This is a genomic window from Luteibacter sp. P4_E6 (genome assembly GCF_056401535.1).
Genome location: NZ_JBFUJE010000004.1, coordinates 1 through 25678 on the forward strand (window position 1 = coordinate 1; position 25678 = coordinate 25678).

Here is a 25678-nt window from a genome sequence, read left to right on the forward strand (position 1 = left end):
CCGGTTACACCGCACGAGGCGCCGGCCTGGACTACATCTCCGACGACGGCACCATCGTGCCCACGGCAGCCGGCGGCTCGATCGCCTTCGCGCCCGAGATCGTGATTCCCGCGCTCGAGGAGATGAAAAAGAAGTACGGCCAGTACATCTATACGAAGTACGGCTTCGTCGACGCCTTCAACATGACCTTCGACACCAAGACCGAAGTGCGCACCGGCAGGCTGGTACCGGGTTTCGGCTGGGCAGACACCGTGCACCTGGGCATCGACCAGGGCCCCATCGTGTTGATGATCGAGAACTACCGAAGCGATTTCGTCTGGTCGGTGATGAAGAAGAACCCGTATATCCGCAAGGGTCTGCAGCGCGCCGGCTTCACCGGCGGCTGGCTCGATGCCGATACGGCCGCCAACCTGTGGTGAGTCGCGTCACCCGCGCTTGCCGGACCACCCTGGCGCTGGCGCTTGCCGCCGTCGCGGTGGCCGGCTGTGCGAAACCGGACGCGGACGCGCGGACCCTGCAGTTCTGGACCATCGGCCGCGAAGGCGAGGCGGTGGAAAAGCTGCTGCCGGAGTTCGAGCGTGAGCATCCCGGCCTGCACGTGTCCGTGCAGCAGCTGCCGCTTACGGCCGCTCACCAGAAGCTGCTGACGGCCTACGCCGGTGACTCCACGCCAGATATCACCCAGCTGGGTAACACCTGGGTGCCGGAACTGGTGGCACTGGACGCGATCGAGCCGCTCGACGCACGCGTCGCCGCGTCGAAGGTCGTCGATCGCAACGACTATTTCCCGGCCATCTGGTCCACCAACGTCATCGACGGCAAGCTGTACGGCGTGCCCTGGTACGTCGACACGCGCCTGTTGTTCTATCGCAAGGATCTTCTCGCGAAGGTCGGTTACGACCATCCGCCGCGCGACTGGAACGAGTGGCAGGCGATGATGGCGAAGCTGTCGCAGCCGCCCGGCAAGACCTATGGCGTGCTGCTACCGACCAACGAATTCGAACAGCTGCTCGCGCTCTCCCTGCAGCAGGATGAGCCCTTGCTGCGCGACGATGGTCGCTACGGCAATTTCCGCAGTGCCGGTTTCAAGAAGGCGCTGACCTTCTACGTCTCGCTGTTCAAGAACAAGCAAGCCCCGATGATGACCAACGTCGGTGTGGGCAACCCGTGGGCGGCTTTCGGCCAGGGCTTTTACACGTTTTATCTGTCGGGTCCGTGGAATATCGGCGAGTTCCGCAAACGCCTTCCACCCGAGCAGCAGGGCGATTGGGCGACCACGCCGTTGCCGGGGCCCGACGGTCCGGGCGCATCGAATGCGGGCGGCTCCAGCCTGGTCATCTTCCGTGCGTCGAAGCACAAGGATGACGCCTGGGCGCTTGTCGAGTTCCTCTCGCGCCCGGCCATCCAGGAGCGCTTCTACCAGATCCTCGGCGACATGCCGCCGCGACGTTCCTCGTGGGAAGCGCCCGCGCTGCGTAACGACGACAAGGCCACGGCCTTCCGCGAGCAGCTCGAGCGCGTGAAGCCCACGCCGCCGGTGGCCGAGTGGGAACGCATCGTCACCGAGATGCAGCTCGTCGCCGCGCAGGCCGCTCATGGCGATCTCTCCATCGACGAAGCCGCCGCCGAGATCGATCGCCGGGCGGACCGCCTGCTGGAGAAACGTCGCTGGATGCTCGACCACGGCCATAAGGCATCGCCATGAATACCTCCCGCGCCGCCTGGCTGTTCATCACGCCCGCGCTGATCATCCTCGGCCTGTTCTTCCTGCTGCCGGTGGTCGCGGCGCTGATCCTTTCGGTCACCGATTACGATCTTTATGCGCTGGCCGACATCCGCAACCTGCGCTTCGTTGCCCTGCAGAACTACTGGCAGCTGCTGCAGCGCCCGCTGTTCTGGTCGGCACTCGGCCATACGGTGTACTTCGTGGTAGTCGGCGTGCCCTTGTCGCTGATCGCTTCGCTGGGTTCGGCGATGCTGCTCAATTCACCACTCGTCCGGTTCAAGCCCTTCTTCCGCACGGCGCTGTTCGCACCCGTCGTGACGACCGTGGTCGCGGTCGCGGTGATCTGGCGTTACCTGTTCAACACCAAGTACGGCCTGGTCAACTACGCGCTCGATGCGATCGGCATGCCGACCATCGACTGGCTGGGTGATCCGCACTGGGCGATGCCGACGATCATCCTGTTCGCCGTGTGGAAGAACTTCGGCTACAACATGATCATCTTCATGGCCGGCCTCCAGGCGATACCCGGCGATCTCTACGAGGCCGCGCGCATCGATGGTGCGTCGGCCTTTGCGCAGTTTCGTCACATAACCCTGCCGATGCTGAAACCCACCATGGTGATGGTGAGCATTCTTACCGTTTCCGGTTACTTCCAGCTGTTCGCCGAGCCGTATGTCATGACCGAAGGCGGCCCGCTGCAGAGCACCACCTCGGTGCTGTACCTGATGTACGAAGAGGGCTTCAAGTGGTGGAACCTGGGTTCGGCCTCGGCCGTGGCCTTCATCCTGTTCGTCATCATGTTCGCGGTCACCGCGACGATGCTGCGCCTGTCGCGGCAGGGAGAGAAGGCATGAGCCCACGTCTGGCCAAGGCCCTCATCAACGGCCTGCTGATCGGCGCCGCGGCGATCGCCATTGCGCCGCTGCTGTACATGCTGTCCGTGTCGTTCATGCCGCAGGGTGAGGCGAGTGCCTTGCCGCCGCCCATCCTGCCCACGCATCCGACGCTCGCCAATTATCGCCAGCTGTTCCTCAACGCCGGCATGGGCCGTTACCTGGTCAACAGCCTGCTGATCTCGACCGCGATTACCGTGGTCTCGCTCGCCTTCAACCTGATGGCCGGCTACGCCTTTGCCAAGCTGGAATTCAAGGGGCGCCAGCGGATCTTCCAGGTGCTGCTCGGCGCGCTGGTGATCCCGGCACAGGTAGCGATGCTGCCGCTGTTCCTGCTGCTGAAGTACATGGGCCTGGTCAACACTTATGGCGCGGTGATCGTGCCTGCGCTGGCGACCATCTTTGGCATCTTCCTCGTGCGCCAGTACGCCAGCGGTATTCCGGACGACCTGATGGAGGCGGCGCGCATCGATGGTGCTGGCGAATTCCGTATCTTCGCCACCATCGTGATGCCGCTGCTGAAGCCGATCATGGTGACGCTGGCGATCTTCACCTTCCTGGCCGCGTGGAACGACTTCATGTGGCCGTTGATCGCACTGACCGGACAAGAGCACTACACGCTGCCGATCGCGCTGGCGTCGCTGTCGCGCGAGCACGTGCAGGACAGCGAGCTGATGATGGCTGGCTCGGTCGTGACCATCCTTCCGGTACTCGTTCTGTTCCTCGCCCTGCAGCGCTACTACCTCGAAGGTCTGCTCATGGGTAGCGTCAAGGGATAAGCCGTATGTCGCGTTTCGCTTTATTCAAACTGGCCGCGTCTGCGTGCTTCCTCGTCGCCTTGCCGACGTTTGCCACGGACAAGGCACGCACGCTCGACACCTTCGATACGGCGACAGGTTGGGCAGCGATCCACACCGATGATGTGTCGGCTACGCTGCGCCCGATGCCCGGACGCGTGGGACAGGCCATCTGCCTCGCCTACGATTTCAACGGCGTGTCGGGCGCAGCGTCTATACGCAAAACCCTGCCGATCGATTACCCGGATGGCTTCGCGCTGAGTTTCGACGTGCGCGGCCACATGCCGCCAAACACCTTGCAGCTGAAGCTGGTCGACGATAGCGGCGACAACGTCTGGTGGTTCCAGCAACCGCACTTCATGCCGACCGGCACGTGGACAACCGTCCAGGCGACGAGCCGCCAGGTCGAGTTCGCGTGGGGGCCTGTCAAAGACCGCGCCTTGCGTCATACGCGCGATATCGAGTTCGTCGTCTATGCCGAGGCGCAACCTGGGCAGGCGGCGAATCGTGGCGAGGTCTGCTTCGACAATCTTCGTCTCACACCGCGAATGCCGGAGGCGGTGGCCGTGCCGCCACCGACGCCGAACGCCGTGTTCGAGTCGCGTGCCAGGCAGGTACGTCGCGGACTGTACCCGCGCGGCTTCTCGGGCGAGCAATCGTACTGGACCATCGTCGGTGTGGATGGCGGTAGTCGTGATTCCGCGCTGCTCTCCGAAGACGGTGCGGTGGAAATCGTACGCGGCGGCTTTTCCATCGAGCCCTTTCTCGTCTCTGGCGGCAAGCTCATCACCTGGGCGGACGTCACGACGACGCAGTCGCTGCGCGACCGCTACCTCCCGATGCCGTCGGTGCGCTGGGCGACAGGTGGACTCACCCTCGATACAACGGTATTCGCACAGGGTCCTGCAGGCGCCTCGCGATTGCTGCTGAGCTATCGGGTCGCGAACGACAATGACACCGCGCGCGATGTGACACTGGCGCTCGCCACGCGCCCGTTCCAGGTGAATCCGCCGACGCAGTTCCTCAATGCGCCGGGTGGCACCAGTCCCATCCACGATCTTGCGTGGGATGGTCGGGCATTGACCGTCAACGGTGCGCGCAAGGTGGTGCCCTTGCAGGCGACGACCGCCTTCGTCGCCAGCGCCAGTGCGCCGAAAGCGCTCGGTGAACGACTGGATGCAGGCGAACGCCCGAGCATGAAGGCGATTCACGACGCGACGGGCTTCGCTCAAGGCGCGTTGCTGTACGACCTGCATGTACCGGCGCATGGTCACGTCGATCTTGGCGTCGTCGTGCCGGTGAAACAGGACGACGTGGTTGACGTGCCCGCGGACGCTGGCACCTGGCTGGCCACCCAGGCCGACGCCGTCGCCGCGACCTGGCATGAAAAGCTCGACCGCGTCGAGGTGGCGGTACCGTACACGGCGCAACCCATCGTTGACACCATGAAGAGCGGCGTCGCGCAGATGCTCATGTCGCGTGACGGGCCTGCGCTGCAGCCCGGTACGCGCTCGTATGCACGCACCTGGGTGCGCGACGGCGCGATGATGCTCGAAGGGCTGCTCCGCACGGGCCACGAAGATGTCGCCTCTGCCTTCATCCGCTGGTACGCACCGCACCAGTTCTCCAGCGGAAAGGTGCCGTGCTGTGTCGACGCGCGCGGTTCCGATYCGGTACCCGAGAACGATAGCCACGGCGAACTCATCTTCAGCGTGGCCGAGCTCTGGCGCTACACGCACGACCGCGGCACCGTTGATGCACTGTGGCCGCATGTCGAGAAGGCCGTGACGTACATGGACACGCTACGTGCCAGCGAGCGGGAGCCGGAGCGCCTGCGGAATGCCGACCGTCCGCTCTATGGCCTGATGCCTGCCTCGATCAGCCACGAGGGCTATTCGACCAAGCCGATGCATTCGTACTGGGACGACTTCTGGGCACTCAAGGGCTACGACGATGCCGTCGAACTCGCTGCCGCGCTCGGTCACGCGGACAAGGTCCCGGCATACACGGCTTCGCGCGATCAGTTCCGCGGCGATCTGCATGCGTCCATCGAGGCGGCCGTGAAGGCGCGCGGCATCGACTTCCTTCCGGGTTCGGCCGAGCTTGGCGACTTTGACGCTACCTCGACCACGATCGCGTTGTCGCCGGGCGGCGAGCAGTCACGCCTGCCGAAGGCGTTGGTCGAGCACACCTTCGAGAGGTACTGGCAGGGATTCGTGGCGCGGCGCGACGGCCAGGTGGCGTGGGAGGACTACACGCCCTATGAGGTGCGAACGATCGCCACCTTCGTCCGGCTGGGCTGGCGAGACCGTGTCAACGACCTCATCGCGTTCTTCTTCGCCGATCGCCGGCCGGCCGCGTGGAACCAGTGGGCGGAGGTCGTCGGCCGCGACCCGCGCAAGCCGCGCTTCGTCGGCGACATGCCCCACGCGTGGATTGCCTCGGACTTCGTCCGATCAGCGCTCGATCTGTTTGCCTACGACCGCGAGGCGGACGGCAGCATGGTCCTGGCAGCCGGCGTGCAGCCTGGCTGGCTGGAAGGCGAGGGCATCGCCATTCGCGACCTGCGCACGCCTTACGGGCGTCTGGGCTACACACTGGTGGCAAAGGGAGCACAAGTCACCCTGACCATCACCCAGCCCATCCATCCGCCGGGCGGCCTGATCCTCTCGCTCCCTTCAGGCGAAACGAAGATCCCCCCGAACGCCAGCACCTTCAAAGCCACCCTGTAGGAGCCGATTCATCGGCGATCCCGCGCCAGCGGGCCAGACAGGGCGAAAGGCCCAGGCTTAGTGCGTAGCAACCCGCGTCCGCAACAGCGCATCCACCGCCTGCTGCCACTCCGCCGATCCCGGCTTCGCCTGCGGAGCCTCTTCGCCCAGCTTGGTATTCACCGCCTGGTCCCAGGCCGGGGTATCCGGTTTCGGACCATGGCCGTCATCGCTGATGGCCAGGGTCTTATCGACCCAGGCGAACCAATCGGGCGATCCCAGCACGGGGTTTGCGGGCGCGGTCTTACCGGGCGCCGGGGCAGACGCCGTCGTCGTCTCGGCCGAGGGTGCAGCCGTTGGCGCGGGCGCTTGCGACGGTGAACACGCCGCAATGATGAGAGCTGCCGTGATGGGCACGGCGGTAAAAAGGAAGCGCATGGGCAATGAAATCCTCGCGAATGCCGATGCGCCGATGCTAAAGGGCCGTTCCCGTCCGGCACTTAAACAGGGTGGGGAACTTCTCGTGCTTGTTCAGGTTTGGGGTTCTTGTTGGAGTCGGCGAATTGGCCCGCTGCGCGGGATCGCCGATGAATCGGCTCCTACAGGGGCCGATTCATCGGATATGGGGGAGCCGATTCGTTGGTACGAGGAACCGTCAGAACTTGCCGGCGCGGAAATCCGCGATCGCTTCGTGAATCTGCGCCGGGGTGTTCATGACGAACGGGCCGTAGCGCGCGACAGGTTCAGCGAGCGGACGGCCGGCGACGACCAGGACACGAGCGGACTCGTCGGCCGCGAAGGTCACCGTCTTTCCCTTGGACAACACCGCCAGCTCACTACGCGCCAGCGATTCACCCGCCACCACTGCGGCCTTCCCATCGAACACATAGGCAAACGCGCTGTGTCCTTCGGGCAGATCGAGTTCGAAACGCGCACCTGCGTCGAGGGCGATATCGAGATACACCGGCTCAGTCGCCACGGCGGACACCGGACCCTTCGCGCCTGCCAGTTCGCCGGCAATGACGCGCACGGCCACGCCTTCCACCGGATGCACCAGCGGAATATCCGAAGGAGGGATGTCCTGATAGCGCGGTTCGACCATCTTGTCTGTCGCCGGGAGGTTCACCCACAGCTGAAAGCCCCACATGAGCCCTTCTTCCTGCTGCGGCATTTCCGAATGCAGGATGCCGCGCCCTGCCGTCATCCACTGCACGCTGCCCGGACCGAGATCCCCGCGGTTGCCGTGGTTGTCGCCGTGCTGCATGCGCCCGGCGAGCATGTATGTGACGGTCTCGAACCCGCGGTGGGGATGCTCGGGAAAGCCCTCGATGTAGTCGCCGGGCTGGTCGGAGCGAAACTCGTCGAGCAGCAGGAAGGGATCGAGCATGTCGAGGGCGGGCTGGCCGATCACGCGCTTGAGTTTCACGCCGGCGCCGTCGGCGGTGTCCATGCCGCGAACGCGGCGGACGATGCTTCGTTGGGTCATGACGGGTCTCCGGTAGCTGATGCGACCAAAGATGACGCCAATCGGCGACGGGGCCAAGACGCGTCCGGTGAACGATCTGTCCTGTGGGAGCCGCTTCAGCGGCGAAAGGCCAACGGAGCGGTGACGCGGCAACGCCTATCGCCGCTGAAGCGGCTCCCACATGGAAAACAGTCAGCGCTTTCTTAATGCACCCAGTGGCCCGAGCGCTGCCGCGGCGGGCCTTCTTCACCGTCCACGCGCGGGCGGGTCATCGCTGCCAGTTCGTCTTCGGTCGGCGCGTTCTGGCGCCAGTACTCGCCGACGGCATTGAGCACCTCGGGCAACTGGCCCAGGCACTCGTCGTACTCCTCGTCGGTGAGCTTCTCGAACTCGGCATCGGCCTGGAGTACGCCTTCATCCACGGCAAGGGCCATGATCGGGCCGAGCAGCTGCATCAGGTTCGGGTCCTCGGYCAGGCGGTTTTCCCAGAGCTGTGCGCGCATGTCGATGCCGCGACTGAAGCCTTCACACCAGCCGGCGGCAGAGAGCATGGGACCGTCTTCGGTGTCGATCTCACCGAGGATGGGCTCATAGGCATCGACGTCGAGTTCAGCGCTGATGGAATCGTTGAGCTTGGCTAGCAGGGCGAGCAGCCGGTTCCCTTCGTCCTCGTCCTCGAAGGCGTCATGCAGGATCTCGTGCAGCCACTCTTCCGGCTTCACTTCGAGCGGCCCGATGGCGATCGCCGAGAGAAGGCCATGCAAGCCGTCGAGCATCAGGTCGCCGTCGCCACCGTGCATCCGCAGGTAGGTATCGAGGACTTCGAGCTCGGCGTCATCCAGCGAGCTGGGCCATTCGGACTTGGGTGTGTTCAAAGCATCAACTCCAGCGCGACGGGCGCGTGGTCGGACGGTTGCTCCCACTTGCGCGGGGCCTTGTCGATGATCGACGAGGTTACCGACGATTTGAGCGCATCGCTGATCAAGATGAGGTCGATCCGCAGGCCCATGTTGCGGCGGAACCCGGCCTGGCGGTAGTCCCACCAGCTGAAGAGACCGGCTTCGTCGTTGAACATGCGAAAACTGTCGTGAAGGCCGACATCGAACAGCGCCTGCAGTGCCGCGCGCTCGGGCGGGGAGCAGAAGATGTCTTCGCCCCAGGCCACGGGGTCGTATACGTCGCGGTCGTCGCGGCAGATGTTGAAGTCGCCCAGCACGACCAGCTTCGGATACTTCAGGATCTGCTGCTCGAGGAAGTCGCGGACCTTCGCCAGCCAGTGCAGCTTGTAGGTGTACTTCTCGTCACCCAACGCCTTGCCGTTGACCACGTACAGATTCACGACACGGATATCGCCGACGGTGGCTGCGAGGATCCGACGCTGCGGATCGTCCAGGCCCTCGATATCGGTGACGACATCGCTCAGCTCACCGCGCGCGAGGATAGCCACGCCGTTATAGGTCTTCTGACCGGAGAAGACAGCCTGATAGCCCATGGCCGCGATCTCGTCGACGGGAAACTTGTCATCGGTGAGCTTGGTTTCCTGCAGCGCGATGATGTCCGGCTGCGCCTCGCCCAGCCATTGCTGGAGATGGGGCAGACGGACCTTCAGCGAATTGACGTTCCACGACGCGATCTTCATGGCGATATTGTAAAGGAACGGCCGCGCGGCGACCCGCGCGGCCTGTGCCTCAGGCCCCCAGGCCGTAGCTCTTCAGCAGTGCATCCGGCCGCGGCTCACGGCCCCGGAAGGCCTTGAACGACTCGAGCGCCGGCCGTGTCGCGCCCACGGCGAGAATCTGCTCGCGGAAGCGCTGTCCGGTCGCACGGTTCAGCACCCCGGCTTCCTCGAACGGCTCGAACGCGTCCGCCGACAGGACCTCGGCCCACAGATAGCTGTAGTACCCGGCCGAGTAACCGCCGGCGAAGATGTGGGTGAAGGCATGCGGGAAGCGCTGCCAAGCCGGTGGGTGCATGACGGCTACTTCGTGGCGCACCTGCTCGAGTACGTCGAGCGGACGGGCGCCCTGCGCGGGGTCGTACTCGAGGTGCAGACGGAAGTCGAACAGGGCGAATTCCAGCTGGCGAACGAGGAATAACCCGGCATGGAAATGCCGCGCATCCAGCATCCGTTGGTAGAGGTCGTCCGGCAGCGGCTCGCCCGTCTCGTAGTGCCTGGCGAACAGGCGGAGCGCCTCGCGATCCCAGGCGAAGTTCTCCATGAACTGGCTCGGCAGCTCCACAGCGTCCCACTCCACGCCATCGATACCGCCGACCGACGGAATATCGACCTCGGTCAGCATGTGATGCAGGCCGTGGCCGAATTCGTGGAAGAGGGTGAGGACGTCGTCGTGCGTCAGCAGCGCGGGAGCCCCATCGGTCGGCGGCGGGAAATTGCAGGTCAGGAAGGCTATCGGCAGTTGTAGGTGGTCGCCGTCACGGAAACGCGACTCACATACGTCCATCCAGGCGCCGCCGCGCTTGCCCGAGCGCGCGTAGAGGTCGAGGTAAGCGCCGGCAAAGATCGAGCCGTCGGCATTCATCACGTCGTAATAGCGCACATCTTTATGCCAGGTGTCGACGTCATCGCGAGGCGCGAAACGGACGCCATACAGGCGCTCGACCACAGCGAACAGGCCGTCGATGGCGCCGGATGCCGGGAAGTAGGGCTTGATCTGCTCTTCGTCCAGTGCGTAACGCTGCTGGCGGAGACGCTCGGAGGCGAAGCCGACATCCCAGGGCTCGAGGTTGTCCAGCTTCAGTTCTTCCGAGGCGAAGCGGCGCAGTTCCTCGAGTTCCTTTTTCGCCACGGGCTTCGCCCGGGCGGCAAGATCGCGAAGGAAGGCGAGTACGACATCGGGCGACGTAGCCATCTTCGTCGCCAGCGATTCCTCGGCGGCATTGGCAAAGCCGAGCAGTTGGGCAGCCTCGTGGCGCAGGGCCACGATCTTCTCGATGCGCTCGGAGTTGTCGAACTTGCCCTTGTCCGGCCCCTGGTCGGAGGCCCGGGTCTGGTACGCGTAGTACACGGCCTCGCGCAGGTCGCGATTCTCCGCGTAGGTCAGCACCGCCTGCACGCTGGGCTGCTTCAGGGTGACCAGGAAGCCGTCGAGCGACTCCTCACGGGCGTATTCGCGCAGCACGGCGCGGCCCGAGGCGGGAATACCCGCCAGGTCACGCTCGTCGGTGATGTGCTTGCGCCAGGCTTCGCTGGCGTCGAGCACCGCGTTTGAGAACTCCGTGGTCAGCTTCGAAAGCTCCACGCCGATCTCGCGGAAGCGACTGCGGGCCGGCTCCTCGAGCGCCACGCCAGACAGACGGAAGTCGCGCAGGGCATGGTCGACGGCGGCACGCGCCGCGACGGGCAGTCCGGCGAAGTCACCGCGATCCGCCACGGCCTGGACGGCGGCGTAGAGATCGCGGTTCTGGCCGACTTCAATCCCATGATCGGTAAGCTTTTCTTCCGCCGCGCCATGGGCCTTGCGCAGGGCTTCGGAGTCGGCCACCGAATGCAGGTGGCTGACCGGTGACCAGGCACGGGACAGCACCTGGTCCAGGCGTTCCTGGGCCAGCATCACATGGTCGAAATCCCGCACGGCGTCGGCGGCGGCAATCCGGTCGATGGCGGCGCGCTGCTCGGCGATGAGGCTGTCGATGGCCGGCTCGATGTGTTCCGGACGGATCGCCGAGAACGCCGGCAAGCCGTTGGGGTCGAGAAGGGGATTGGTGCTGCTGTCCATCGGTGATCTCCTGTCAGGCGTCCAGCGTGGTGTTGCGGCCCGGTCAAATCAAGCCAGGTAGTCGTCTTTCAGGCGCACGTAGTTGGCCGCCGAGTAGTACAGCTGCGCCACCTGCGCGTCGCTGAGCACCCTGACCATCTTCGCCGGGTTGCCCAGCCAAAGCTCTCGCTCGCCGACCACCTTCCCGGGCGGGACCACCGCGCCGGCGCCGACGAAGCCGTTCTTCCTGACAACGGCGCCATCCAGCACGGTGGCATGCATGCCGATGAGGCAGCCGTCCTCGATGGTGCAGGCGTGGATAACGGCGCCGTGGCCGATGGTCACATCCTCGCCGATGATCGTCGGGAAGCCGCCGGGGGTGTACGGCCCGTCGTGGGTCACGTGGATGATCGCGCCGTCCTGCAGGTTGCTGCGGGCGCCAATGCGGATGTGGTGGACATCGCCCCGGGCGACGGCGCCGGGCCAGACGGAGGCGTCGTCGCCGAGCTCCACGTCACCGATGACGGTGGCCGCGGGGTCGACATAGACCCGCGCGCCGAGGCGGGGATGGATGCCCTTGAAGGGCCGGATCGAGGTAGGCATGGCGCCATTCTAATCGGTCGCGCCACGCCCACCGTGGGCATTACATGAACGCGCCGCCCACGATACGGCCGTCGGCGTCCATCTTCGGGAAGTAGCGGCTGTGGTTCTGGCGCATTTCTCGGGTGGTCATCATGTCCGGGGTGACCAGCATGACGTCCGGGTAGGCCGCGTGGAACTGCTCGGGGGTGGGCTTTGTGGCGATAAAGGCATCGAAAGCCTTCATGTCAGTGACGAAACCCGCCGTCGGCTTCGGCTGCGCGGCCGGCCCGGTCTGCGGCGCGGTCTGGCAGGCCACGAGGGCAGCGCCACCGAGCACGGCGGTGAAAAAGAGGATGGCGAGACGATGCATGGCGAGGCTCCTTGCCTGGGGGAGCCCGATTATGGCGCGACAAACGGCTCTGGACGATGAACGCCGTTGCGTCTGCCGGGTTTGTGCACCGGTAAATAAGGCGGCCGCGATAACGACGCGGCCGCCGGCCTTACTTAGTGGAAGCTGCCGCCGACAATGCGGCCGTGCGCGTCCAGCTGCGCGAAGTAGCGGCTGTTATCCGTGCGCATTTCCATGGTCGTGACGTCACCCGGGAGGACGAGGCCCACGCACGAGTAGGCCGCGCGGAATTCGACCGGCGTCGGCTTGCCGGCGATGAACTTGTTGAATGCGTTGCTCTCAACGGTGCAGCGCACTTCGTTGCCGCCATGGATCTGGGCCGTAGCCGCGACCGGGGCGGCGACGAGAAGAGCGAGGGCGAGCGGGCGGAGGTACTTGTTCATGATCAGGCTCCTTGCCTTGATGGATAGGTATGGCGTGCCGTCGCTGACACGCGGTACGACTATCACCCGAAAAGCCCCGCAAAAACCTGAATTCGCCTAGCCGTTTCGCCTACGGATTGCGTCAGCTTTCGCCTCGTCTTCGGCCGTGACGACCCGTTGCTGGGCATCGAGCTTCGCGCCCAGGATGATCAGCGTGTAGTTGGTCGGATCGTAGTCGCGCAGCAACGCGATCTCTCGGCGCGCCTCTTCCAGCTCGCGACGATTGATCTGTCGTTCGATCTCCTGCGATGCGAACGGCAGTGTCTCGCGCAAGGCATCCTGCGCCGTCGCGTTCTTCGGATCGAGCTGGCTGACGCTGAGGTAGTACTCGTAGGCGTTGTTGCCCTGCGGCGCCACGAGGCGCCCTTCCTTCGTGGCATCGCGCGCCAGGCCGAGGAGGATATCGATTTCCGGCGCCGCACCGGACGACGGGCCGGCATCGCTGCTCAACGTGCCCGAGGCGTCGGTGGAGGATGTCGCCTGGTGGCTGCGAAACGCGACGACGCCAACGATGACCGCAAGTGCGGCCACGCCAACGGCAATAGCTAGAACCGTGCGTCGGGGAAACGCCGCGGTGAGTGTCTGGGACATGGGGGTGGTTCCGTGGCGCACCCGCAACCAGGCCGTCCCCCTGTTGGACGACCCCAGCGGGCTTGTCATCTTGGCGGCGAAATGTTGCAGCGACGTTGCGGTCGTCGCGGATCGCAAGAAATTGCCTTTGACGCACATCTGTCATTTAGACGGCCAAATGTGACTGCGGTCATGGTTCGTGCCGATGCACAGGACTACGGTGGCCCGACTGATCGCCCTGAAGACGTGGCATTGAGGGGGGAGRCCTGATGCAGGGAGCTCGGTGGGGATACAGCACTCACGCAAGGGAGTAGACACAATGTCACGCAGGTTCACACCCTGGCTCGCATTCGCGAGCCTGACGGCAGGCTATGTCCTGTCGTTACCCGCCCCGGCGACCGATTTGCAGCAGGCGGCACGCGCGCTGCAGCCAACGGCCGCCGCGCGCATCACGACCAAGGTCGAAAACACATCCACGTTCGCACTACCCGGTACGACACCCCGAGAGGCCATGGCCCAGTACGATGCCGGGGCGATGTCGGCGGGGGATACGGTAAACGACATCACCCTCGTACTGAAACGCGACGACGACCACGAGAACGCATTCCGCTCGTACCTCTCGCGCCTCAACAATCCGGCATCACCCGACTTCCACCACTGGCTGACCGCGGCCCAGCTCGGCGACCGGTTCGGGCCCTCGGCGCAAGACGTGAAGACGGTGCAGCAGTGGCTACGCTCGCAAGGCATGACGGTATCGGCCATTTCCAGCGACCACATGCGTATCGTGTTCTCGGGTCCGGCCAGCGCCGTGGCGAAGGCCTTCGGCACTTCGTTGCATCACTACACGGTGAACGGCGAGAAGCATTTCGCCAACAGTACCCAGACGCGCATTCCCGCGTCGCTTTCGCCGGTTATCCGCAGCGTGGCGCTGCATGACTTCTTCCCGAAGCCACAGCACACGGCGCTGATGCACAGCACRTTCGATCGCAAACATGGCAAGTGGAGCACGGCCGACGCGGCGAAGCCCGCGTTCACCGTACCACCGGGCACGAGCGATCCGAACATCACCTACGACATGGTGCCGGCCGATTTCAACCAGGTCTACAACGTGAAGTCGCTGTGGGATCGGCGCAATGCATTGCGCGGGGCAGGACAAACCGTCGTCGTACTGGAGCGCACCAACGTGCTTCCCGATGACGTCGCGCGTTTCCGCAACGCGTTCCTCCCTGCCGATGCGAAAGGCAGCTTCAGCATCCTGCATCCGCTGGATGGTGGTGTCGCCTGCGCCGACCCCGGCGTGAACGGCGACGAAGGCGAAGCCGCGCTCGATGCCGAGTGGGCCGGTGCGGCTGCACCGGACGCGAACATCGTGCTCGCATCGTGCGCCGATAACGGGGCCACCTTCGGCCCGTTCACGGCGGCCGCGCGCCTCCTCGAAGGCGGTCCCGACGGAAGCCTCCCTCCGTCCATATGGAGCCTGAGCTACGGCGCGTGCGAGTCCGGTGATCCGAGCGACGCCTTCACGGCGGACGCGATCTGGTCGTCCGCCGCGGCCGAAGGCGTGACCGTGTTCGTCTCCACCGGAGACGGCGGTTCAACGCAATGCGACCAGGGTGCGTTGTTCTGGTCGACCTCGGGTGCCGCGGTCAACGGGTTGGCGTCGTCGCCCTCATCGGTAGCCGTGGGCGGTACGGACTTCAACGACCGTGGCCAGCAGTCTACTTACTGGACCACGACGAACCTGCCCTATTACCAGTCCGCCATCAGCTATATCCCGGAAATGACCTGGAACAACAGCTGCGCCAGCAGCCATCTCTACACCCTGCTCGGCTACAAGGACGGCATCACGGCGTGCAACGACAGCGTCGGGCGCGGTCAGGACTTCCTGCAGGTCGGCGGTGGCGGTGGTGGCCCCAGTGGCGTCTTTGCGCAGCCGGAGGAGCAGATCGGCCTGAATGGTTCCATCAATCACACCTCGCGAACGTTGCCGGACGTGTCGCTGTTCTCGGCCAACGGCATCTTTGGCCATGCGCTGGTGTTCTGCATGTCCGATGCGGATAACGGCGGTACGGCTTGCGACTTCAGCAATCCGGACAGCGTGTTCGCCAATTCGGCAGGTGGCACCTCGTTCGCCGCACCGGCGATGGCCGGCGTGCAGACGCTGATCAACCAGGCCGCCGGCGACCGCAGCGGTAACGTGCTCCCTGCGTTCTACGGCATCGCCGCACGCCAGTTCGGCACCGTCGGCTCGCCGAACACGAAAAGCCTTACCGCGTGCAACGCCAGCAACGGCGCGACGATCGGCACGGACTGCGTGTTCAACAACGTCACCGAAGGCGACATCGTCCAACCCTGCGCTACCGGTACGCTCAATTGCGACACGGGCCGCAAGCTCAATAACATCGTCGGCATCGTTGAAGGGGGCGATCCCACCACCAACGCCCTGGTGCCGGCCTGGAAGAGCAATGTCGGCTACAGCCTGGCGACCGGTCTGGGTACGATCAACGCGGCCAACCTGGTCGACGCCTTCCTCGGCTGGGGTGCACCGGCCAAACGTGGCTACGCCGCATCGGCGGACTTCCTCTCGCTCAACAACCTGTTCACCAACGACGGCTACAGCGACTTCGCCTATGTCGATCCCACGCAGGGAGTGCTCCACTCGGTAGCGATGAAGGGTGCGGTGAGCCTGTATGACGAAACCCAGGCAATCGATCCCAGCCTGACGGTGGCCGCCTTCGGTGACCTGATTCCGGGCCTGGATGCGCTTTCGCTGAAGTCGGGCGAGATCGTCCTGCTAGGCGCCGACAACCAGGTCAATGTCTGGGTCTCGACCGGTACCGGCGGTTACTACACCTTCGTGGTCAACCATGTCGTCCCGGCTACGTGGAAGCTTCTCGGCAGCGGCGTCAACGACGCCAGCGGCACGCAGAAGCTGGTCTGGTTCGACACGGCGACATCGCAGATCGTCTGGTGGTCGCTGGACCTGGATCCGACCACGCAGAACGACATCATCGTCACCGCCGAGTCCGCACCGATCGATGGCGTTGCCGGTGCCACGCCCACCCTGGCCGACGCCAACGGCGACGGTTACACGGACCTGGTCTGGACCCGCGCCGACAACACCTCGCTGGCGCTGTGGATCGCCGACCAGCGAGGCAACTTCGTTGCGCATGCCTTGCCGGATCGCCCGGTGGGCGCGACGCTCTACGGCGTCGGTGATATCGACGGCAATGGGACCACCGACCTGATCTGGACGGATACGACCAACGCTCAGGTCAGTTGGTGGACACTGGACAGCTTCCGCGTCATCGCGAAGAAGAGCCGTGCCATCCCCGCGGGTTACACGCTGGCCAGCATCGGCGACTTCGACGGCGACGGCCTGGCCGACCTGCTCTGGCGCAACGCGAACAACCGCGTGTTCGAGTGGCAGGGCACCGGTACCGGCTTCACCTCGTTCAAGGTGGCCGATGCGTGGGGTACCGCCCTCGTGCTGGCCAAGCAGGACATCGTGCCGGCTAACCGATTCCAGGGTAGTCGCCGCGTGGCTTCCGCACCGTAAGGCATGACGACGGGTCGGCCCCCGGCCGGCCCGTCACCTTGCATCAGGCCGTGAACGGCTATCTCGGCCAGTGACTTCCCCTGCCAACCCGCCACCGCGCTAGGTTTGAGCAAGCCACACGCATCCGGCCACGCTTGAATGGGCCCACTACCCAGGAAAGGAATGCCGTAATGATCTTCGTCCTTGCTCTTCTCATCGGCGTCGTCGCCGGTCTGCGCGCCATGATGGCTCCGGCTGCCGTGGCCTTCGCTGCCCGCTTCGGCGGCCTTGCGCTCGCCGGAACACCGCTGGCCTTCATGGGCTACGCATGGACACCGTGGGTCCTCGGGATCGCCGCCGTTGGCGAACTGATCACCGACCAGCTGCCATCCACGCCGAGCCGGAAGATCCCGGTCCAGTTCGGTACCCGTGTGGTCACGGGCGCCCTGTCCGGCGCCTGCATCGGCGCCGCACACGATGCGCTGGTCATCGGCCTGGTCGCCGGCGCCATCGGTGCCGTCCTTGGCACGCTGGGTGGTTCGGCATTGCGCACGAAGATGGCCGCCGCGTTCCGGAGCGACCGTCCGGCGGCCATCGTCGAAGACATCGTGGCGATCGCCCTTGCCGTGCTGGTCGTCGCCTCCGCCTGATTTCCGACGGTGTGCCGTCGTCAGAACTTCGCGTTGAGGTTCACGAAGTACTGGCGCGGCGCACCGGCCATCAGGGTCTGGTTGTAACCGTCCGGGTCGGAGGCGACGTAGCCGTTCGTGCCGGTAGACGCGAAGTAGCGCTTGTCGAACAGGTTGGTCACGTTGAAGCCGATGCTCATTTCCTTCAGCACCGAGAGATTGCCGATGTCGTAGGCGAGACCGGCATCGACCACCCAGTACGACGGTACGGACGAATCGTCGGTGTAGGTGATATAGCGACGACCGGTGTACTTGCCTTCGACGTTGGCGCGCCAGCCCGCGATCTCGTAGCTTACCGAGCTGGAGAACATCGTCTTCGGTACGCCAACCACGTACTTGCCCGCCGTGTGGACGGTGCCCGAGTTCTGGTAGTCATCCTGGTACTTGGAATTGTTATACGAGAACGAATTGAGCCAGCTCAGTCCCTGTAGCGGCTTCCACAGGAACGCCACGTCTGCACCGCGGCTCTTCACGTCGCCCACGTTGTTCAGCGACGCGGCGCAGGTCACGACCGCCGGGCAAGGMGTCGTTGCCAGCAGGCGATTCTCGAAGCGCGTGTAGAAGAGGCCCAGCGAGGCCTCGAAGGTTTCGCCGTGCGCGCGATAGCCGGTCTGCCAGGTCTGCGACTCTTCCGGCTTCAGGTGATCCTTTGCCGCATCGAACGCTGCCTGTGACGTGCTGAAGGGCGTGATGCCAAAAGCGGAGATGTTCTTCGCATACGAGGCGTAGACGTCCTGGTTGGCATCGAGCTTGTAGTCGATACCGGCCTGCGGCAGGAAGCCCTTCTTCGCGCGCATCTGGCCCTGCGCGAACGCGGTGGTCGGCACCAGGGAGGTCGCGTCGGTGGTCACGCGCAGCGACTTCGCGCCGAAGTTGATCGTCAGCTGGTCGTCGAGCAGGTGGATCGTGTCCTCCGCGTAACCCATGCGCGTCTTGGTTTCGTAGTGCTGCAGGAAGGCCCGCAGGAACGGATCCTGGTCGTTATAGACCGTGTACAGCGCCGTGTACTGGCCATTCAGCGTGAAATAGTTGCGCTCCTGATTGGTGTTCGAATTCTCGCCCCAGATACCGACCTCAATGTCGTTGTTGCCGAGGTTGAACTTCAGCGCCGAAGTAATGCCGTAACGATCCAGCCCATAGTCGGTGGTACGCATCGAGATGGGCATGGTCGGCGAGGATGCCTGGTACGGCGTGGCCCACTGACCCTCGCCGCGATCGGCGTGGTAATAGCCCGTGGTGTCGAGCGTGGCACCGCCGAGATTGAACGAACCCGACAGCCCGGTCAGCGTGTCACGACGAATGCCGCCGCCGGCATAGTAGGTCGCGTCGCCCTTGTCGTAGTTGGCGGGAAGCCCATTGAGCGAGGCCGGGTACTGCCCCTTGCCGTTCAGTGCGTTGGCGATCTGCACGGCCGAGTTCCAGTCCGGCTGCAGGTAGTCCCAGTTCCAGCCCAGCACGCGCTGGCTGGTCAGGGACAGATCCATGTAGTCGTATTCCTTGCGCTTGCTGCTGTCCACGAAGAGGCTGATGCGGTTGCCGTCGCCCCACTGGTACAGCGCCTTCAGGTTGGCCTGGTTCGACTTCTGGTCGCCGAAGCCCTTCCACTTGTCCGTATCGGCGTTGGCGAACGACGCGTATACGGAGAAGCCGTGGTAGTCACCGGAGTCGACGCGGACGAAGGTCCGGTGCGTGGAGTCGGAGCCGAGCACCTGGTTCAGGCGCACGCCCGGCGTCATGTCCGGATCGGCCGAATAGAACTGCACGGTACCGCCAAGGTTCGTGTTCGACGCGGTACCCAGCGCGCCGGCGCCCTGGGCGAGTTCCACGGTGGCGAGATTCTCGGTGGTGATGGCGCGCGTGACCTGAAGGCCGTCGGTCACGCCGTAGCCCATGGTGCCGAGCGGAATCCCGTCGAGGGTAAAGCCGAGGCGGGACTGGTCGAAGCCGTGCAGGGTGATCTGCGTCGACCACTCGTAAGCGCCCCAGGGATCGGCGGACTGGAACTGCACGCCCGGCAGCTTATCGAGTGCTTTCAGCGCGCTGGTTCCCGGCGTCTGCTGCTTGGTGATCTCCTCGACGCCGATGCTCTGGATCTGTCGCGTTTCACCCGGCGCAATCACCGACACGGCGTCTAGCTGCTTCGCGTCCTTCGTGGTCGCGGCGGTGTCGGCCGCCGGTGCCGCCTTGTCGTTGTCGTTGTCGGCGGCGTGGACGAAACCGGCATGCAGCGAAAGCGCAAGCGCGGTGGCGAGGGCGGTGCGACGAAGCGAAGCACGTGCGAACGTCATCGGGTCGATCCCCTGGAGGTGTAAAACCAGGGAGAGTCGCGGATACGCATGTATCGTCGTTTACTTACAGATGACGGCTGGTTGACGGTGGTTGAAAACGTGATGCCGGTGCCTTCGCGGCTTTTTTGTCCAACGCGCAGCTTTCGTCCAAAACCACTTCGGACTTCTGGACGTCCGTAAGCTGTAACGTTTTCCGAAACGCGCTACAGTCCAACGTCAGTCTTCCGGCCGCGTTGTCATGATCGATTGGACCGCCATCACCACCGTTCTTTCCGTGTACGTCGTCGGCGTCGTGCTGCCGGGCCCCAACTTCGTGGCCGTCGCGCACAAGGCCGCCTCGACGACAACGCGCGAGGCACTGGCCCTGGTCGCTGGCGTCGTCGTGGTCAACCTGTTCTGGGCAAGCTGTTCCATCCTGGGTATCGGCATCGTCTTCGCGACCTTCCCATGGATCGCCCTGGCTGTGAAGGTCATTGGCGCCAGCTACCTGATCTGGTTCGGCGGGCGCCTGATCTCCAAGGCCGGCAGCGCCAGCGCCGCACGGATTTCCAGCGGGGGGCGCAGCCTGGGTCAGGCTTTCCGCACCGGCGTCGCGACCAACATCGCCAACCCGAAGTCGATGGCCTTCTATGCGGCCGTCTTCGCCGCCGCCGCGCCGAAGCACGTCTCGAGCCCCACGTTCGTCGGCATGCTCGCCACTGTAGCGATCGTCGCCGCGGCCTGGTACGGCATCGTTGCCCTCGTGTTCGCGACACCGAGCGTTGCCGCGCGTTACCGACGCGGCAAAGCGTGGATGGATCGCGTCTGCGGCGCCATGATCGTCGCGCTCGGGATTCGCCAACTGGTTCGCTGAAAAGACCCGGTCATACCGACAGCCTAGGCTGTGTCATGAGCAGGAGCTTCCGATGAATGTCGCTGTCCGTCTCGTCTGGCCCACCGTCGCGCTGCTGGCGCTGGCGGGCTGTGCCAGCGCACCTACCACGCCCGTGAACGTCGCAGCAGCACCGGTCGCGCCGATCGCCGTGTCCTGCCAGACCGATGCGATTACCGACCAGCCGTGCATCGCGGCTGCCCGCAAGCGCTGTAGCGCACCCACCGTGGACACCATTCGTCTGGTCCTGGCAAAACAGGTACCCGCCGACGCGCAGGACACGCAGAAGACCGTTTACGAGTACCAGGCGACGTACGCGTGCCCGGCGCAGCCCGTGGCCACGGTGCCCTGAGCGACCCCGTCACGCTGGAACGTAGGTCAACCTGCAGAACCTCTCAGTGGGTGGCCGTCGCCCGCTCCAGGCCGGTGATCCAGTCCATTGCGTAATCCCGATCCGGTCCGCACATCTCCGCATCGGGCCGCAGGCCGCCGCAAACCGTCGGCCGTTCCGGCCGACCGAAGATCGCGCAACGGTTGTCGTCGGTCAGCTGCACGCAGCGCACGCCCGCCGGCTTACCGTGAGGCATGCCGGGGATGGGCGAGCTGATGGAGGGCGCGATGCAGCAGGCACCGCAGCCCATGCGGCAGGACAAGGACATGGTCATGACCGGGTGGGCGTCAGAACCTCTGGCGCAGGAGGTTGTAGACAGGATCCGTATCCGGCCGCGTACCGTGCCAGCGCTCGAACGCATCCGCGGCCTGTTCCACCAGCATGCCGAGGCCGTCGCGGAAGTAGCGCGTACCTGCCGCGGTGGCCCAGCCTTTGAAGTCCGCTGCGGCAGCCCCGTAACAGAGGTCGTAGCAGGTGCTGTGGTCCTGCAGGATCGACATGGGCAGGTCGAACGTGCCGCCGATGACGCCGATCGAGGTGGCGTTGACGACGAGATCGAAGCACTTTCCCGTCAGGTCGTCCCAATACCGGGTATGGCAGCGGGCGGGCTCGCCGATGGCGTCGGCCAGTTCGTCGGCGCGCTCCGGCGTGCGGTTGACGATGGTCAGCGTCTCGACGCCTGCATCGAGCAGTGCCCAGGCGACGGCGCGTGCGGCGCCGCCGGCGCCGAGGAGGAGGGCATCGTGCCCGCGCAGGTCGAGCGCGTGACGTTCCGTGATATCTCGGACGAAACCGCTGCCGTCGGTGTTGTGTGCCTGGAGCTTGCCGCCAATCAGGGGGGTGAGCGTGTTGGCCGCGCCGGCGCGGACGGCCGCCTCCGAACGCTCCTGCGCCACGTTCAGGGCAGCGCGCTTGTGCGGCATGGTCACGTTGGCCCCGAGGCCGCCTTCGGCGAAGAAGCGGCGAACGGCCGGTTCGAACTGGTCCGGCGCGGCATCGATGGTCTCGTAGCTCAGGCGGATGCCGAGTTGTTCGGCAAAGGCCTGGTGGATCTGCGGGGACAGCGAATGCGCGATCGGATGACCGAACACGGCAAAACGGTGCGCTTCAGCGCTCATGGACACTCCTGGATCGACGCCGGACCGAATCCGCCCGGTACGCCAATTCTAACGCGGCCTACTGATAACCGGGCTTGCCGACATCGTCGGCAGACTGCGGAACGCGGCGCATCTGCTCGACCGGGAAACCCTGCTGGCGGGCGATGTCGATCAGACGCTGGTAGACGGCATCGTCCATGGTCCGATCCTTCGACATGATCCAGAGCAGTTTGCGTGAGGGTAGGCCCACCATGCTGACGCGGTAGTCATCGGACAGGGCGAGGATCATGTAATCGGAGCGGAACGGCCATAGCAGCTGTACCTTCCAGCGGCTGGCGTCTTTCGGATCGGGCAGCCACGCCTTGCCGTGCCAGGTCTTCGCGGGCTGATCGAAGCCTTTCCGGTAGTGGTAGATGTTGTCGATCTGGCCGTCCGGCCGTAGCGAGTACTCGTCCGCCGTGGCCACCTTGCCGCGCTCGGCAAAGTTGGGAATGTTGCCCACGACGTACCAGGTACCCATGTAGCGGGGCAGGTCCACGGGGCCCACGGTCTTCAGCGGGGCATCGGCGGCGCATCCGGCCGTGGTCATGCCGGCGGCGAGGAGGAGGACCAGCGAGAGTCGGTTCATGGAGGCAGCGTGGTCGGCTGGGCGTCACGGTGGGGTCAACGGGTCGCGATCCCTGAGACGGGGGGTGCCTAGCCTGAGTTCACCGACACCGCGCTCCCGCCCACCACGCCGCCGCTTTCCGGAGTTACGCCATGAACGACACGCTCTCGCCCCGCCGCGTTCGCGCCCTGATCGCCATGGCCTGGCTGGCCGTGGGCACCTTGCTACTGTTGGTGACGCCGCTCTCGGCGCATAGCGAGTCGCTGGGCTGGACGCCGGCGTTCTGGCTGACGCTGGCGCCGGCCAGCGTGCTGGTGGCAATGAAGCCGGGGCTACCGCTGTCGCTGCTGGCGTCCCTTGTGGGAGCCGCTTCAGCGGCGATGGGGTGGCTGCCTGGGTCCGGCCCGCTGCCGCGGGATCGCCGATGAATCGGCTCCTACAAAAGCCTGGGCATCAGGTTTTTATGCCCAGGCGCTTGAGTTCGAGGCGGCGCAGGAACTCCTGCATGATGCGCAGGTAGAGGTCCTCGCCCAGGTAACCGTCCTCGACGCCGGCATCGATCGACGGATTGTCGTTTACCTCGATGACCACGGGTCTGTCACCGACCTGCTTGAGGTCGACGCCGTAGAGACCGTCGCCGATGGTCTGCGTCGCCTTCAGCGCCAGCTTGACGACTTCGGCAGGCGCCTCCCGCACGGGCACCGTACGGAATCCGCCGGATTTGGCCGTGCCCTTGGCGCCGTGGTTGTAGATCTGCCAGTGACCGCGCGACATGTAGTACTGACAGGCATAGAGCGGCTCGTGATTGAGCACGCCGATGCGCCAGTCGAACTCGGTGTACAGGTATTCCTGCGCAATCAGCAACGCGCTGTGCGAGAACAACTCCGCCGCGGCCTTCTCCAGCGCTTCGCGCGTCTCCACCTTGACCACGCCCCGAGAGAACGAACCATCCGGAATCTTCAGCACGATGGGCAGGCCCAGGCGATCGGGCAGTTCGCGCACGCGCCTGGCGTCGTCGCGGTAGATGATCTCCGTGATCGGCGTGGCGAGCTTGCGTGCCACCATCAGATCATTAAGGAAGATCTTGTTCGTGCAGCGCAGGATCGACGTGGGGTCGTCCATCACCACCATGCCTTCCTTTTCCGCGCGGTGCGCGAAGCGATAGGTGTGGTTGTCGCTGGCCGTGGTTTCGCGAATGAACAGGCCGTCGTATTCGGCGAGGCGCTGGTAGTCGTTCTTGCCGATCGGGTCGACCTCGATACCCAGGTGCTTGCCTGCTTCGATGAAGTGCTTCAGCGCCTTCTTGTTCGAAGGCGGCATGCTTTCGTTCGGGTCGACCAGCATGGCGATGTCGTATCGGAAGCGGCGTCGCGCCTTGGGCTTGCGCCAGAGCTTCTTGGAAAACTTGTCCAGCGCCTGGGCGAAGGCGTCTTCCTGGGCGTCGTCCAGCGTGTGCAGGCCCACGGGTTTGATCGACGAGACCTGCCACACACGCTCGCGCTCGAACTCGATGCGCATCAGCGGGCAGGGGAACATCTCGAAGATCTGCCTCGCAAGATCCTGCAGGTCTTCATAAGCGGTCTCGCCGAAGTAGACGAGCACGCCGAAGTCGGTGGTGTCACGACCACCCGCCGGCAGGAAGTTCGCCAGTTTCTGGTTGAGGTCGTCGATGTCCAGGCCGTAGAGGGAACGACGGCGCAAGTCGTTCACCGTGCGCACCGAGGGGATCACCTTGTGGCCGCGCGCTTCCGCCAGCAACGACACGTAGTAGCCGGTGCCGAGGTACTTGTAGCTGCGGCAAAGGTTGATGACGTGCGTGCGCTCGTCGTCGCCACCCACCGGCTCACGGAGGTAGTCCATGGCGCTGACGACATCGGCGGATGGGTAATAGGAGCCCCAGTCCGAGGCTTTTTCCACGACGATGACGAGCCGGCTCATGAGACCTCGACAGACGACGAATACCTGCGCGGCGACTCCACCTGGAGTCGTTTGTTTCGTCGGTGGCGCAGTGTGGTCCTCCGGTGCCGCGGCGCACAAGCGCCAGCGATGAAGCCTGTTTAAACGAATTCATGAAAAAGTCATTGATCGACCCGGGCCCGAGGTCTACAGTGCCGCGCTTGCCGATTCTCCCCGTCCGGCTCCGCAGCCGTCATCCCCTCGCGCCGGAGTTCCCAAAGCGCATGCGTCCACCCCCGGTTACCGCTGCGGTTCGCGTTCGTCGCGCCGAGGTCAGCGATCTAGACGATCTGGTCGCCCTCGAGGAATCGAGCTTCACCCAGGACCGCCTCAGCCGCGCCCAGTACCGCAAGCATCTGGATAGCGAAAGCGCGCTGGTGCTCGTTGCCAGCGCGAATCATCGCCGCTTCCTCGGCACGGCGGTGGTGTTCTTCCGTAAGGGCAGCACCGTCGCGCGCCTGTATTCCCTTGCTACCAAGCCCCAAGCCCAGGGCAAGGGCGTGGGATCGGCGCTGGTCGTTGCCTCTGAGGATACGGCCCGCTCGCGCGGCTGCCGTGCGCTGCGGCTCGAAGTGCGCAAGGACAACGACGTGGCCATTCGTCTCTACGAACACCTGGGCTACCGGATCATCGGCGAGTACGCGCGCTACTACGCCGACGGTGCGGATGCCCTGCGCTTCGAAAAGCCGCTCTGAGTACCGCGGGGCTATACTGGCCGCCGTTTACGGGGAATCGCCCATGCGCCGACTGATCCTGCCGTTCGCCATCGCCGCTACCGCCGCGCTTTCCGGTTGTGGCCAGAAGGGTGACCTGTTCTTGCCCCCGCCGCCGGCGCCGGGTACGACAGCCAATCCACAGGGCGTGCATCCCGCCGCCGCCTCGACGGTGGAGGGCCCCGCACGGGCCACCAGTACCATCACCCCGTTCAACTCCGTCATTCACCAGTAACG

General features: G+C 64.9%; 26 protein-coding genes. 12 read left to right on the forward strand and 14 right to left on the reverse strand.

Annotation, left to right across the window (positions count from 1 at the left end; genetic code table 11):
* The 5 genes from AC1DT2_RS00655 to AC1DT2_RS00675 all read left to right on the forward strand — a co-directional run.
* A partial coding sequence (locus AC1DT2_RS00655) for a glucoamylase family protein (RefSeq protein ID WP_477293452.1) occupies positions 1 to 419 on the forward strand: 419 nt, incomplete at its 5' end.
* Positions 416 to 1705 carry a sugar ABC transporter substrate-binding protein gene (locus AC1DT2_RS00660; protein WP_477293454.1) on the forward strand — a complete coding sequence of 430 codons (1290 nt, stop codon included), beginning with the start codon at positions 416 to 418 and terminating at the stop codon, positions 1703 to 1705. The genes AC1DT2_RS00655 and AC1DT2_RS00660, both read left to right, overlap by 4 nt.
* Positions 1702 to 2580 (forward strand): carbohydrate ABC transporter permease, encoded by an 879-nt coding sequence (locus AC1DT2_RS00665; RefSeq protein ID WP_477293456.1) that lies wholly within the window; start codon positions 1702 to 1704, stop codon positions 2578 to 2580. Before AC1DT2_RS00660 ends, AC1DT2_RS00665 begins: the two co-directional genes overlap by 4 nt.
* Positions 2577 to 3398 (forward strand): carbohydrate ABC transporter permease, encoded by an 822-nt coding sequence (locus AC1DT2_RS00670; RefSeq protein WP_063571280.1) that lies wholly within the window; start codon positions 2577 to 2579, stop codon positions 3396 to 3398. Before AC1DT2_RS00665 ends, AC1DT2_RS00670 begins: the two co-directional genes overlap by 4 nt.
* 5 nt (positions 3399 to 3403) lie before the next feature.
* Positions 3404 to 6148: a discoidin domain-containing protein gene (locus tag AC1DT2_RS00675; protein ID WP_477293459.1), complete on the forward strand. Its 2745-nt coding sequence runs from the start codon at positions 3404 to 3406 to the stop codon at positions 6146 to 6148.
* Positions 6149 to 6205: 57 nt separating this feature from the next.
* On the opposite strand, the gene AC1DT2_RS00680 is transcribed toward AC1DT2_RS00675, so the two are convergent.
* The 9 genes from AC1DT2_RS00680 to AC1DT2_RS00720 all read right to left on the reverse strand — a co-directional run bounded on the left by AC1DT2_RS00680 (position 6206) and on the right by AC1DT2_RS00720 (position 13312).
* Positions 6206 to 6565: a hypothetical protein gene (locus AC1DT2_RS00680; protein ID WP_213949107.1), complete on the reverse strand. Its 360-nt coding sequence runs from the start codon at positions 6563 to 6565 to the stop codon at positions 6206 to 6208.
* A 217-nt stretch (positions 6566 to 6782) separates the two neighbouring features.
* Complete coding sequence (locus tag AC1DT2_RS00685) at positions 6783 to 7613, reverse strand: pirin family protein (RefSeq protein WP_477293461.1); 831 nt, start codon at positions 7611 to 7613, stop codon at positions 6783 to 6785.
* 182 nt (positions 7614 to 7795) lie between these two features.
* Positions 7796 to 8467, reverse strand: coding sequence for a YecA/YgfB family protein (locus AC1DT2_RS00690; protein ID WP_477293463.1), 672 nt, complete (start codon positions 8465 to 8467; stop codon positions 7796 to 7798).
* Positions 8464 to 9231 (reverse strand): exodeoxyribonuclease III, encoded by a 768-nt coding sequence (gene xth / locus AC1DT2_RS00695; RefSeq protein ID WP_477293465.1) that lies wholly within the window; start codon positions 9229 to 9231, stop codon positions 8464 to 8466. The genes AC1DT2_RS00690 and xth overlap by 4 nt, the downstream gene beginning before the upstream one ends.
* A 49-nt stretch (positions 9232 to 9280) precedes the next feature.
* Positions 9281 to 11329, reverse strand: coding sequence for a M3 family metallopeptidase (locus AC1DT2_RS00700; protein ID WP_477293467.1), 2049 nt, complete (start codon positions 11327 to 11329; stop codon positions 9281 to 9283).
* Between the two features lie 48 nt (positions 11330 to 11377).
* On the reverse strand, positions 11378 to 11911 hold the full coding sequence (locus AC1DT2_RS00705; protein ID WP_477293469.1) for a gamma carbonic anhydrase family protein: 534 nt from the start codon (positions 11909 to 11911) through the stop codon (positions 11378 to 11380).
* Between the two features lie 40 nt (positions 11912 to 11951).
* Positions 11952 to 12260, reverse strand: coding sequence for a hypothetical protein (locus AC1DT2_RS00710; RefSeq protein WP_477293471.1), 309 nt, complete (start codon positions 12258 to 12260; stop codon positions 11952 to 11954).
* Between the two features lie 134 nt (positions 12261 to 12394).
* Positions 12395 to 12682, reverse strand: coding sequence for a hypothetical protein (locus AC1DT2_RS00715; RefSeq protein WP_063573592.1), 288 nt, complete (start codon positions 12680 to 12682; stop codon positions 12395 to 12397).
* A 96-nt stretch (positions 12683 to 12778) separates the two neighbouring features.
* A complete protein-coding gene (locus tag AC1DT2_RS00720; protein ID WP_477293474.1) occupies positions 12779 to 13312 on the reverse strand; it encodes an energy transducer TonB in 534 nt (177 codons plus the stop codon).
* A 298-nt stretch (positions 13313 to 13610) separates the two neighbouring features.
* On the opposite strand from AC1DT2_RS00720, the gene AC1DT2_RS00725 reads away from it, so the two are divergent.
* Positions 13611 to 16850, forward strand: a complete 3240-nt coding sequence (locus tag AC1DT2_RS00725) for a protease pro-enzyme activation domain-containing protein (RefSeq protein WP_477293476.1) — start codon at positions 13611 to 13613, stop codon at positions 16848 to 16850.
* A 170-nt stretch (positions 16851 to 17020) separates the two neighbouring features.
* A complete protein-coding gene (locus AC1DT2_RS00730; RefSeq protein ID WP_477293478.1) occupies positions 17021 to 17479 on the forward strand; it encodes a DUF4126 domain-containing protein in 459 nt (152 codons plus the stop codon).
* Positions 17480 to 17499: 20 nt separating this feature from the next.
* On the opposite strand, the gene AC1DT2_RS00735 is transcribed toward AC1DT2_RS00730, so the two are convergent.
* On the reverse strand, positions 17500 to 19806 hold the full coding sequence (locus AC1DT2_RS00735) for a TonB-dependent receptor (protein WP_477293480.1): 2307 nt from the start codon (positions 19804 to 19806) through the stop codon (positions 17500 to 17502).
* A 238-nt stretch (positions 19807 to 20044) separates the two neighbouring features.
* On the opposite strand from AC1DT2_RS00735, the gene AC1DT2_RS00740 reads away from it, so the two are divergent.
* Positions 20045 to 20659, forward strand: coding sequence for a LysE family translocator (locus AC1DT2_RS00740; RefSeq protein WP_477293482.1), 615 nt, complete (start codon positions 20045 to 20047; stop codon positions 20657 to 20659).
* A gap of 52 nt (positions 20660 to 20711) precedes the next feature.
* Positions 20712 to 21029 (forward strand): hypothetical protein, encoded by a 318-nt coding sequence (locus AC1DT2_RS00745; protein ID WP_477293484.1) that lies wholly within the window; start codon positions 20712 to 20714, stop codon positions 21027 to 21029.
* Between the two features lie 43 nt (positions 21030 to 21072).
* Here the strand turns inward: AC1DT2_RS00745 and AC1DT2_RS00750 are convergent, their stop codons facing one another.
* Genes AC1DT2_RS00750 through AC1DT2_RS00760 form a run of 3 tightly spaced genes read right to left on the reverse strand, consistent with a single transcriptional unit; the run spans position 21073 to position 22793 of the window.
* Complete coding sequence (locus AC1DT2_RS00750; RefSeq protein ID WP_477293486.1) at positions 21073 to 21342, reverse strand: YkgJ family cysteine cluster protein; 270 nt, start codon at positions 21340 to 21342, stop codon at positions 21073 to 21075.
* A gap of 13 nt (positions 21343 to 21355) precedes the next feature.
* Entirely contained in the window at positions 21356 to 22186 is an 831-nt protein-coding gene (gene aroE, locus AC1DT2_RS00755) for a shikimate dehydrogenase (RefSeq protein ID WP_477293488.1), read from the reverse strand.
* Between the two features lie 58 nt (positions 22187 to 22244).
* A complete protein-coding gene (locus AC1DT2_RS00760) occupies positions 22245 to 22793 on the reverse strand; it encodes a lipocalin family protein (protein WP_477293490.1) in 549 nt (182 codons plus the stop codon).
* Between the two features lie 131 nt (positions 22794 to 22924).
* Here AC1DT2_RS00760 and AC1DT2_RS00765 point away from each other — a divergent pair, with 131 nt between their 5' ends.
* Positions 22925 to 23200, forward strand: coding sequence for a hypothetical protein (locus AC1DT2_RS00765; protein WP_477293492.1), 276 nt, complete (start codon positions 22925 to 22927; stop codon positions 23198 to 23200).
* 25 nt (positions 23201 to 23225) lie between these two features.
* Here the strand turns inward: AC1DT2_RS00765 and AC1DT2_RS00770 are convergent, their stop codons facing one another.
* Positions 23226 to 24710: a RimK family protein gene (locus AC1DT2_RS00770; RefSeq protein ID WP_063572511.1), complete on the reverse strand. Its 1485-nt coding sequence runs from the start codon at positions 24708 to 24710 to the stop codon at positions 23226 to 23228.
* Positions 24711 to 24952: 242 nt separating this feature from the next.
* Here AC1DT2_RS00770 and AC1DT2_RS00775 point away from each other — a divergent pair, with 242 nt between their 5' ends.
* Together AC1DT2_RS00775 and lptM are read left to right on the forward strand one after the other, a co-directional pair.
* A complete protein-coding gene (locus AC1DT2_RS00775; protein ID WP_063572512.1) occupies positions 24953 to 25423 on the forward strand; it encodes a GNAT family N-acetyltransferase in 471 nt (156 codons plus the stop codon).
* 43 nt (positions 25424 to 25466) lie between these two features.
* Positions 25467 to 25676 (forward strand): LPS translocon maturation chaperone LptM, encoded by a 210-nt coding sequence (lptM, locus tag AC1DT2_RS00780; protein ID WP_213949097.1) that lies wholly within the window; start codon positions 25467 to 25469, stop codon positions 25674 to 25676.
* Positions 25677 to 25678: the final 2 nt, after the last annotated feature.

Bases quoted from the DNA above. Each gene is read 5' to 3' on its own strand.
- AC1DT2_RS00665 (WP_477293456.1), top strand. From the start codon at position 1,702: ATGAATACCTCCCGCGCCGCCTGGCTGTTCATCACGCCCGCGCTGATC.
- AC1DT2_RS00765 (WP_477293492.1), top strand. From the start codon at position 22,925: ATGAACGACACGCTCTCGCCCCGCCGCGTTCGCGCCCTGATCGCCATG.
- AC1DT2_RS00705 (WP_477293469.1), bottom strand. From the start codon at position 11,911: ATGCCTACCTCGATCCGGCCCTTCAAGGGCATCCATCCCCGCCTCGGC.
- AC1DT2_RS00770 (WP_063572511.1), bottom strand. From the start codon at position 24,710: ATGAGCCGGCTCGTCATCGTCGTGGAAAAAGCCTCGGACTGGGGCTCC.
- AC1DT2_RS00700 (WP_477293467.1), bottom strand. From the start codon at position 11,329: ATGGACAGCAGCACCAATCCCCTTCTCGACCCCAACGGCTTGCCGGCG.
- aroE (WP_477293488.1), bottom strand. From the start codon at position 22,186: ATGAGCGCTGAAGCGCACCGTTTTGCCGTGTTCGGTCATCCGATCGCG.
- AC1DT2_RS00775 (WP_063572512.1), top strand. From the start codon at position 24,953: ATGCGTCCACCCCCGGTTACCGCTGCGGTTCGCGTTCGTCGCGCCGAG.
- AC1DT2_RS00760 (WP_477293490.1), bottom strand. From the start codon at position 22,793: ATGAACCGACTCTCGCTGGTCCTCCTCCTCGCCGCCGGCATGACCACG.
- AC1DT2_RS00710 (WP_477293471.1), bottom strand. From the start codon at position 12,260: ATGCATCGTCTCGCCATCCTCTTTTTCACCGCCGTGCTCGGTGGCGCT.
- xth (WP_477293465.1), bottom strand. From the start codon at position 9,231: ATGAAGATCGCGTCGTGGAACGTCAATTCGCTGAAGGTCCGTCTGCCC.
- AC1DT2_RS00720 (WP_477293474.1), bottom strand. From the start codon at position 13,312: ATGTCCCAGACACTCACCGCGGCGTTTCCCCGACGCACGGTTCTAGCT.
- AC1DT2_RS00745 (WP_477293484.1), top strand. From the start codon at position 20,712: ATGAATGTCGCTGTCCGTCTCGTCTGGCCCACCGTCGCGCTGCTGGCG.
- AC1DT2_RS00730 (WP_477293478.1), top strand. From the start codon at position 17,021: ATGATCTTCGTCCTTGCTCTTCTCATCGGCGTCGTCGCCGGTCTGCGC.
- AC1DT2_RS00715 (WP_063573592.1), bottom strand. From the start codon at position 12,682: ATGAACAAGTACCTCCGCCCGCTCGCCCTCGCTCTTCTCGTCGCCGCC.
- AC1DT2_RS00750 (WP_477293486.1), bottom strand. From the start codon at position 21,342: ATGACCATGTCCTTGTCCTGCCGCATGGGCTGCGGTGCCTGCTGCATC.
- AC1DT2_RS00670 (WP_063571280.1), top strand. From the start codon at position 2,577: ATGAGCCCACGTCTGGCCAAGGCCCTCATCAACGGCCTGCTGATCGGC.
- AC1DT2_RS00685 (WP_477293461.1), bottom strand. From the start codon at position 7,613: ATGACCCAACGAAGCATCGTCCGCCGCGTTCGCGGCATGGACACCGCC.
- lptM (WP_213949097.1), top strand. From the start codon at position 25,467: ATGCGCCGACTGATCCTGCCGTTCGCCATCGCCGCTACCGCCGCGCTT.
- AC1DT2_RS00740 (WP_477293482.1), top strand. From the start codon at position 20,045: ATGATCGATTGGACCGCCATCACCACCGTTCTTTCCGTGTACGTCGTC.
- AC1DT2_RS00680 (WP_213949107.1), bottom strand. From the start codon at position 6,565: ATGCGCTTCCTTTTTACCGCCGTGCCCATCACGGCAGCTCTCATCATT.